Origin of the sequence: Parvibaculum sp., assembly GCF_035511255.1 — a bacterium.
Classification (GTDB): Bacteria; Pseudomonadota; Alphaproteobacteria; order Parvibaculales; family Parvibaculaceae; genus Parvibaculum.
In genome coordinates this window covers 1-6,829 of the sequence record NZ_DATKFR010000353.1, presented here as the reverse complement: position 1 = coordinate 6,829, position 6,829 = coordinate 1, and the positions used below count along the sequence as shown (strand labels likewise).

Below are 6,829 nucleotides of genomic sequence, written 5' to 3'. Positions count from 1 at the left end.
CATGACCGAACTCGCGCGCCACATCGCGCGCCTGATCGCGGCGACGGGGCCGATCCCGGTGTCGCACTACATGGCGCTGGCGCTCGGCCATCCCGAGCACGGCTACTACATGACACGCGATCCGCTCGGCGCCGGCGGCGATTTCACCACTGCGCCGGAGGTGAGCCAGATGTTCGGCGAACTCGTCGGGCTCTGGATCGCGGACGCCTGGATCGCTCAAGGACGCCCCTCGCCTTTCATCCTCGCGGAGCTCGGTCCCGGACGCGGCACACTGATGGCCGATGCACTTCGCGCGCTGCGCGCCGTGCCGGGCGCCCTCGACGCGGCCCAGGTGCATTTCGTCGAGACGAGCCCGACCTTGCGCGCCGCGCAGCAGCGCCTCGTGCCGCGCGCGACATGGCATGAACGGTTCGACGATTTGCCCGGCGGTCCTCTCTTTCTCATCGCCAATGAATTTTTCGACGCGCTTCCGATCGCGCAATATGTGAAGACCGAACGCGGCTGGTGCGAACGCCATGTGGCGCTGGCGGAGAATGCAAGCGAGGAGGCGCCGCGTTTCGCGCCTGTCCTCGCGCCCATGCCGACGCCCGATGCGGTGCTGCCGCCGGCGACACGCGGTGCGCCGATCGGAAGCATCGGCGAGATATCGCCTGCTTCGACCGCTATCGTCGAAGCCGTCGGCATGCGTATCGCCACGCAGGGCGGTGCGGCGCTCGTCGTCGATTACGGCCATCCGAGAAGCGCGGCCGGCGATACGCTGCAGGCGCTGAAGGCGCATCGCTTCGTCGATCCCTTCGAGAACCCCGGCGAGGCGGACCTGACCGCTCATGTCGATTTCGAGGCACTGGCAGCAGCAGCCATGCGCGGCGGTGCGCGTGTGTATGGACCCGTCGAGCAAGGCGCATTCCTGAAAGCGCTCGGGATCGAAGCTCGGGCGCAAGCGTTGAAGACCCGCGCGACACCGGCCCAGGCCGATGCCATCGATGTCGCATTGGCGCGATTGACCGGAGAAGATCGGATGGGCAGCCTCTTCAAGGTACTGGCGTTGACCGCACCCGATACGTCGCACCCCGCAGGATTCTGACAGGACACAAGTTCATGCTCACCGCAAAATCTCTCGACGTCCTGACGAACATCCGCCACGGCTTCTTCACACGCGAGGGCGGCGTATCGAAAGGCATCTACGCCTCGCTCAATTGCGGCTACGGCTCCGACGACGACAAGGGCGCGGTCCGCGAGAACCGGGCGCGCGTCGCGCAGGCCCTGAGCGTCGCGCCGGAAAAGCTTCTCACCGTGCATCAGATCCATAGCCCCACGGTCATTCGCGTCACCGACGGCTGGGAGCCCGCGACCGCGCCGCAGGCCGACGCGATGGTGACGGACCGGCCGTCGATCGCGCTCGCCGTTCTCGCCGCCGATTGCGCGCCGGTGCTCTTCGCCGACAACGCGGCCCGCGTGATCGGCGCGGCCCATGCGGGCTGGAAGGGCGCTTTCGGCGGCGTCCTCGAAGCGACGATCGAGGCGATGATCGCGCTCGGCGCGGCGCGCGAGCGCATCGTCGCCGCAATCGGCCCCTGCATCTCGCGCGACGCCTATGAGATCGGCCCTGAATTCCGCGCGCAGTTTACGAGCCCTTCCGACGAGAGGTGGTTCATTCCCTCCGCGCGCGAGGATCATTTCATGTTCGACTTGCCGGGCTATGCGGGCGCGCGCCTCGAGACCGCCGAAATCGGTGCCGTGACGACGCTCGGGCACTGCACCTATGCCGACGAGAAGCGATTCTTCTCCTACCGGCGCACCACGCATCGCGGCGAATCCGATTACGGCCGGCAGATGTCGGCGATCGTGCTGCGGCCCGGGATCTGAAGCTTGCTTCGCGCCGCCCGCCTTGCTTGATACCCTGTTCAACGACGAATCGCCCGAATCGCAACCGCGCGATGGGCGGGACAGGCGTGCAAGGCGTATCCGTGCCAGGCGTATCGAAAGCAGACACTCCACGACGAATCCGCAAGCGTCTCGCAAGACGGCTGCGGGTCGGGGTGGCGGTTGCGCTGCTCGGCCTCGCGGGCTGCACGGAAAACACAGGCCCCGCCGAAGCCAAGTCGGCAAAGACGCAATCGGCAAAATCCGCAGCCGCCATCGAGGTCAAGCTGACGTCCCTCGGCGGCGTCAGCGCCGACGACACACAACGCCTTGCCGCCCTCATCGAGGAGCGGGCGGCGCTGCCGGGCATGCCTTTCGCCAGCGACACCCGGCATAAATATGCGATTGCCGGCGCGGTCGATGCGGGCCCGGCCCCGGCGGGGACTTATTTCGTCGCCGTGCTGGACGTCCGCGACAGCGGCGGCGCCCAGCTTCACCGTATTGTCGAGGACGCGCTGATCGAGGGTACGCGCGGAATGGCGCTCTCCCCCGCCGATCTGGCGCAACTTGCGCGCGATGCGGTCGCCAAGCTCGCCGCCTGGCACATGGCATCCTTCGGCGGCAACGGGGCCGGCGGCCAAACCATGGCAGCGCTCGCGCCCGGCGATCTCGGGCCCGACGAGACGCTGGCCGGGAGCAGGGTTGGCAATATGGGAACAGATGACGACTTCGCGACTGGCAGTATCGCGCGCCTTGCCGATGCCACGACGCCCGGCGCTCGTCTGCATTTCGACATCGACATGGCGCCCGCTCCCGGCGACGGACGGGAGGCGCTTGCAAGCGCCCTCGGCGAGGCGCTCAGCCGCCGTGCGCCAACCTCGCAATGGAACGAAGGACGCTACCTGCTGCGTGGCGAGGTCGCGCTCGCGGGAACGGCGACCGGCGATACGGGGCTCTCGATCCGCTGGCAGGTCATGACCGAGGACGGCCAGCTTCTCGGCACCGTCACGCAGGTCAGCGCGACCGGGCCGGCCAGCGTCGCCCATCATTGGGGGCCCTTGGCCGGCGATGCAGCGGAAGCGGCGGCGAGCGGCGTCCTGGCCGTTCTCGCCCGCCCCGCCGGCGGCGCCTGAAATGAGCGATTGAAAGGGGCGGTGCCTTAAAGAGACACCCTCCAGCCTGTTTCGGGCGTCCGTGGAGGCGCTGTTTACAGGCCCCAATCGCCTTGTTACAACGCGCTCGCGCCGTCGCGCGGGCGTCACAAAGAGCGCGGTATCCGGGGGTCCAGGGCCATGAAACTCGTCGCAGGCAATTCGAATCGTGCGCTGTCCGAGGCGATCGCGGCCTATCTCAATCTTCCCCTGACCAAATCCGTCGTCCGGCGCTTCGCGGACATGGAAGTCTTCGTCGAGATTCAGGAAAACGTCCGCGGCGAGGACGTCTTCGTGATCCAGTCGACCTCCTACCCCGCCAACGACCACCTGATGGAACTCCTCATCATCGTCGATGCGCTGAAGCGGGCTTCCGCGCGCCGCATCACGGCGGTGCTGCCCTATTTCGGCTATGCGCGGCAGGACCGGAAACCGGGGCCCCGCGCGCCCATTTCGGCGAAGCTCGTCGCGAACCTCATCACCACGGCGGGCGTCGACCGCGTATTGACGCTCGATCTCCATGCCGGGCAGATCCAGGGCTTTTTCGACATACCGACCGATAACCTCTTCGCCGCGCCCGTGCTGACCCGCGACATCGAGCAACATTACGACAACAACAACACGATGATCGTCTCGCCGGACGTCGGCGGCGTCGTGCGCGCCCGCGCCATCGCCAAGCGGATCAATGCCGACCTCGCCATCGTCGACAAGCGCCGCGAGCGGGCCGGCGAGTCGGAAGTCATGAACATCATCGGCGACGTGAAGGGCCGGTCCTGCATCCTGGTCGATGACATCGTCGACTCGGCCGGTACGCTCTGCAACGCGGCCGAGGCGCTCCTGAAGCAGGGCGCGACCGACGTTTCGGCCTATGTGACCCACGGCGTCCTCTCGGGCGGCGCGGTCGCCCGCGTCTCGGCCTCGCAGCTCAAGGAACTGGTCATCACGGATTCGATCCAGGCGACCGAAGCCGTGCGCGTCGCGCACAATATCCGCACCGTCACCATCGCCCCCCTGATCGGCGAGGCCATGCGCCGCACGGCCGAGGAACGCTCGGTGTCGAGCCTGTTCGACTGAGCTGGCCGGGCTTCGGCCCCTGCCCTAACCCCTTTCCACGGGTTGAGTTTTCCCCCTTTGGGCGCTATAACGCGGCCCATTCGGCGTCCACACCCCTGGAGGAAACGCCGTTTGGCCCTGTCGGCATACCGCCCCGGGCCATTTTTTGTTGGAGAATCAATGCCATGGCCGAGTCCACCACGCTCAAGGCCGAGGCGCGCACGAAGAGCAGCAAGGGGGTTGTTCGTTCGCTCCGTCTCGAAGGCCGCGTTCCCGCCGTCATTTACGGCGACAAGAAGACCCCTGAACTGATTTCGGTGTCCTACAAGGACGTCAACGCCCTCTACCAGACGGGTACGTTCACGAGCCACCTGCTCGACATCGATATCGACGGCCGCAAGGAGCGCGTCATTCCGCGCGACGTGCAGCGCGAACCTGTCCGCGACTTCATCATCCATGTCGACTTCCTGCGCCTCGGCAAGAACGCCAAGATCACGGTCGACGTGCCGGTGCACTTCGTCAATCACGAAGCGTCGCCGGGCCTCAAGGCCGGCGGTGTGCTCAATATCGTGCGCCACGAAATCGAACTGGCCTGCCCGGCGGAATCGATCCCCGAAGCGATCGAAGTCGATCTCGCCGGCGTCGAGATGGGTACGTCGATCCACATTTCTTCGGTCAAGCTACCGGAAGGCGTGAAGCCGACCATCGACCGCGACTTCACAGTCGCGACGGTTGCCGCGCCCGCGGCTGTCGTGTCGGCGGAAGCCTCCGCCCCTGCCGCCGCTGCTGCCGCCCCTGCGGCTGCTGCCGGTGCGAAGGGTGCGGCTGCTCCGGCTGCCGGCGCAAAGGCCCCTGCGGCCGCTGCGAAGCCCGCAGGCAAGAAGTAATCTGGTCAGCCGGGAGCCGGCGCGATGCTGCTTCTCGTCGGTCTCGGCAATCCAGGTCCCAAATACGCCTTCAACAGGCACAATATCGGCTTCATGGCGGTGGATGCGATCATCCACCGCCATTCCTTTTCGCCCGAGCGCCAGCGTTTCCAGGGGCTCGTGTCGGAAGGGACGCTCGGCGGCGAGAAGGTCGTCGCGCTGAAGCCGATGACCTATATGAACGAAAGCGGCCGCTCGGTCGGCGAAGCGATGCGCTTCTACAAGCTTGAGCCCGATCAGGTCGTCGTGTTGCATGACGAACTCGACCTGCCCGAAGGCAAGCTCCGCATCAAGCTCGGCGGCGGACATGGCGGGCATAACGGGCTGCGTTCGATCGATGCGCATATCGGGCAGAACTATCGCCGCGTGCGTCTCGGCATCGGCCATCCCGGCGACAAGGACCGCGTGCTCGGCTACGTACTGGGCGATTTCTCGAAGGCGGAGATGAAGTGGCTCGAGCCCTTCCTCGATGCGATCGTGGACGCGGCACCGCTGATGGGCGAAGGACACTTCAACAGCTTCGCCAACAAGGTGCATCTCGCGCTGAATCCGGAACCGGAAAAGAAGAAGCCGGCTCCGCCAGACCAGAAGACAAATCAGAAGACAAAGAACGGAGACGAGTAGTCATGGGTTTCAAGTGCGGCATCGTCGGATTGCCAAATGTCGGCAAGTCGACCCTCTTCAATGCGCTGACCCAGACGGCGGCGGCCCAGGCCGCCAATTATCCGTTCTGCACCATCGAGCCGAATGTCGGCGAGGTGGCGGTGCCCGATCCTCGCCTCGACACGCTGTCGGCGGCGGCGAAGAGCAAGGAAATCATCCCGACGCGGCTCACCTTTGTCGACATCGCTGGCCTCGTCAAAGGCGCGTCGCAGGGCGAAGGGCTCGGCAACCAGTTTCTCGCCAATATCCGCGAGGTCGACGCGGTCGCCTATGTGCTGCGCTGCTTCGAGGATGGCGACATCGTGCATGTGGCCGGCAAGATCGACCCGCTGGCGGACGCCGAGATCGTCGAGACGGAGCTGATGCTCGCCGATCTCGACAGTCTCGAAAAGCGCGTCGCCGCCGCCGAGAAGAAGGCCAAGGGCGGCGACAAGGAGGCCAAGCAGCTCGTCGAGCTGATGACCATCGCGCTCGAACTTCTGCGCGACGGCAAGCCGGCGCGCCTTGCGGTGAAGCAGGGCAAGATTTCCGACGACGACATGAAGGCGTGGAAGGGGCTGAACCTCCTCACCTCGAAGCCCGTGCTCTATGTCTGCAATGTCGACGAAGGTTCGGCGGCGACAGGCAATCAGTTCTCGAAGCAGGTGGAGGAACGCGCGAAGGCCGAAGGCGCCGAGGCGGTCGTGATTTCCGCCCGCATCGAGGAAGAGATCGCGCAGCTGCCGCCGGAGGAGCGCACCGAATATCTCGAAACGCTCGGCCTCGAAGAGCCGGGCCTCAACCGCCTCATCCATGCGGGCTACAAGCTTCTCCACCTCATCACCTATTTCACGGTGGGCCCGAAGGAGACGCGCGCCTGGACGATCACTGTCGGCACCCGCGCACCGGCGGCGGCCGGCGTCATCCATACGGATTTCGAGAAGGGCTTCATCCGCGCCGAAACCATCGCCTATGACGACTACGTCAAGCTCGGCGGCGAAACGGGCGCGAAGGACGCGGGCAAGATGCGCCTCGAAGGCAAGGACTATGTGGTGCGGTCTGGCGACGGTGACCTCCGCTTCGCGCATGATCTTCGCCTTCTCGCGCGACGGCGGCCTGCCCTTCTCCAAGTTGCTCGCCAAGGTCTCGCCAACGCGCCGGACACCGGTGGCGGCGATCTGGACTGGAGCGACG

General features: G+C 66.0%; 7 protein-coding genes and 1 pseudogene. All 8 read left to right on the top strand.

What is annotated here, in order from left to right; translation table 11 throughout:
* Positions 1-1,084 (top strand): class I SAM-dependent methyltransferase (locus tag VMR03_RS13670; protein ID WP_325406131.1); only part of this gene is annotated, 1,084 nt, incomplete at its 5' end.
* 14 nt (positions 1,085-1,098) lie between these two features.
* Positions 1,099-1,866, top strand: a complete 768-nt coding sequence (gene pgeF / locus VMR03_RS13665) for a peptidoglycan editing factor PgeF (protein ID WP_325406129.1) — start codon at positions 1,099-1,101, stop codon at positions 1,864-1,866.
* A gap of 173 nt (positions 1,867-2,039) precedes the next feature.
* Positions 2,040-2,996 carry a hypothetical protein gene (locus VMR03_RS13660; protein ID WP_325406127.1) on the top strand — a complete coding sequence of 319 codons (957 nt, stop codon included), beginning with the start codon at positions 2,040-2,042 and terminating at the stop codon, positions 2,994-2,996.
* 159 nt (positions 2,997-3,155) lie between these two features.
* Positions 3,156-4,088, top strand: a complete 933-nt coding sequence (locus VMR03_RS13655; protein ID WP_325406125.1) for a ribose-phosphate pyrophosphokinase — start codon at positions 3,156-3,158, stop codon at positions 4,086-4,088.
* 164 nt (positions 4,089-4,252) lie between these two features.
* Positions 4,253-4,954: a 50S ribosomal protein L25/general stress protein Ctc gene (locus VMR03_RS13650; RefSeq protein ID WP_325406123.1), complete on the top strand. Its 702-nt coding sequence runs from the start codon at positions 4,253-4,255 to the stop codon at positions 4,952-4,954.
* Positions 4,955-4,978: 24 nt separating this feature from the next.
* Positions 4,979-5,617, top strand: a complete 639-nt coding sequence (pth, locus tag VMR03_RS13645) for an aminoacyl-tRNA hydrolase (protein ID WP_325406121.1) — start codon at positions 4,979-4,981, stop codon at positions 5,615-5,617.
* Positions 5,618-5,619: 2 nt separating this feature from the next.
* A pseudogene (ychF, locus tag VMR03_RS13640) lies at positions 5,620-6,702 on the top strand (redox-regulated ATPase YchF); the annotation flags it as partial.
* A partial coding sequence (locus VMR03_RS13635) for an amino acid permease (protein ID WP_414693186.1) occupies positions 6,608-6,829 on the top strand: 222 nt, incomplete at its 3' end. The pseudogene ychF and the gene VMR03_RS13635, both read left to right, overlap by 95 nt.

What these genes read in the sequence shown, in the direction of transcription:
- pgeF (WP_325406129.1), top strand. Translation starts at nt 1,099, where the DNA reads ATGCTCACCGCAAAATCTCTCGACGTCCTGACGAACATCCGCCACGGC.
- VMR03_RS13655 (WP_325406125.1), top strand. Translation starts at nt 3,156, where the DNA reads ATGAAACTCGTCGCAGGCAATTCGAATCGTGCGCTGTCCGAGGCGATC.
- VMR03_RS13650 (WP_325406123.1), top strand. Translation starts at nt 4,253, where the DNA reads ATGGCCGAGTCCACCACGCTCAAGGCCGAGGCGCGCACGAAGAGCAGC.
- pth (WP_325406121.1), top strand. Translation starts at nt 4,979, where the DNA reads ATGCTGCTTCTCGTCGGTCTCGGCAATCCAGGTCCCAAATACGCCTTC.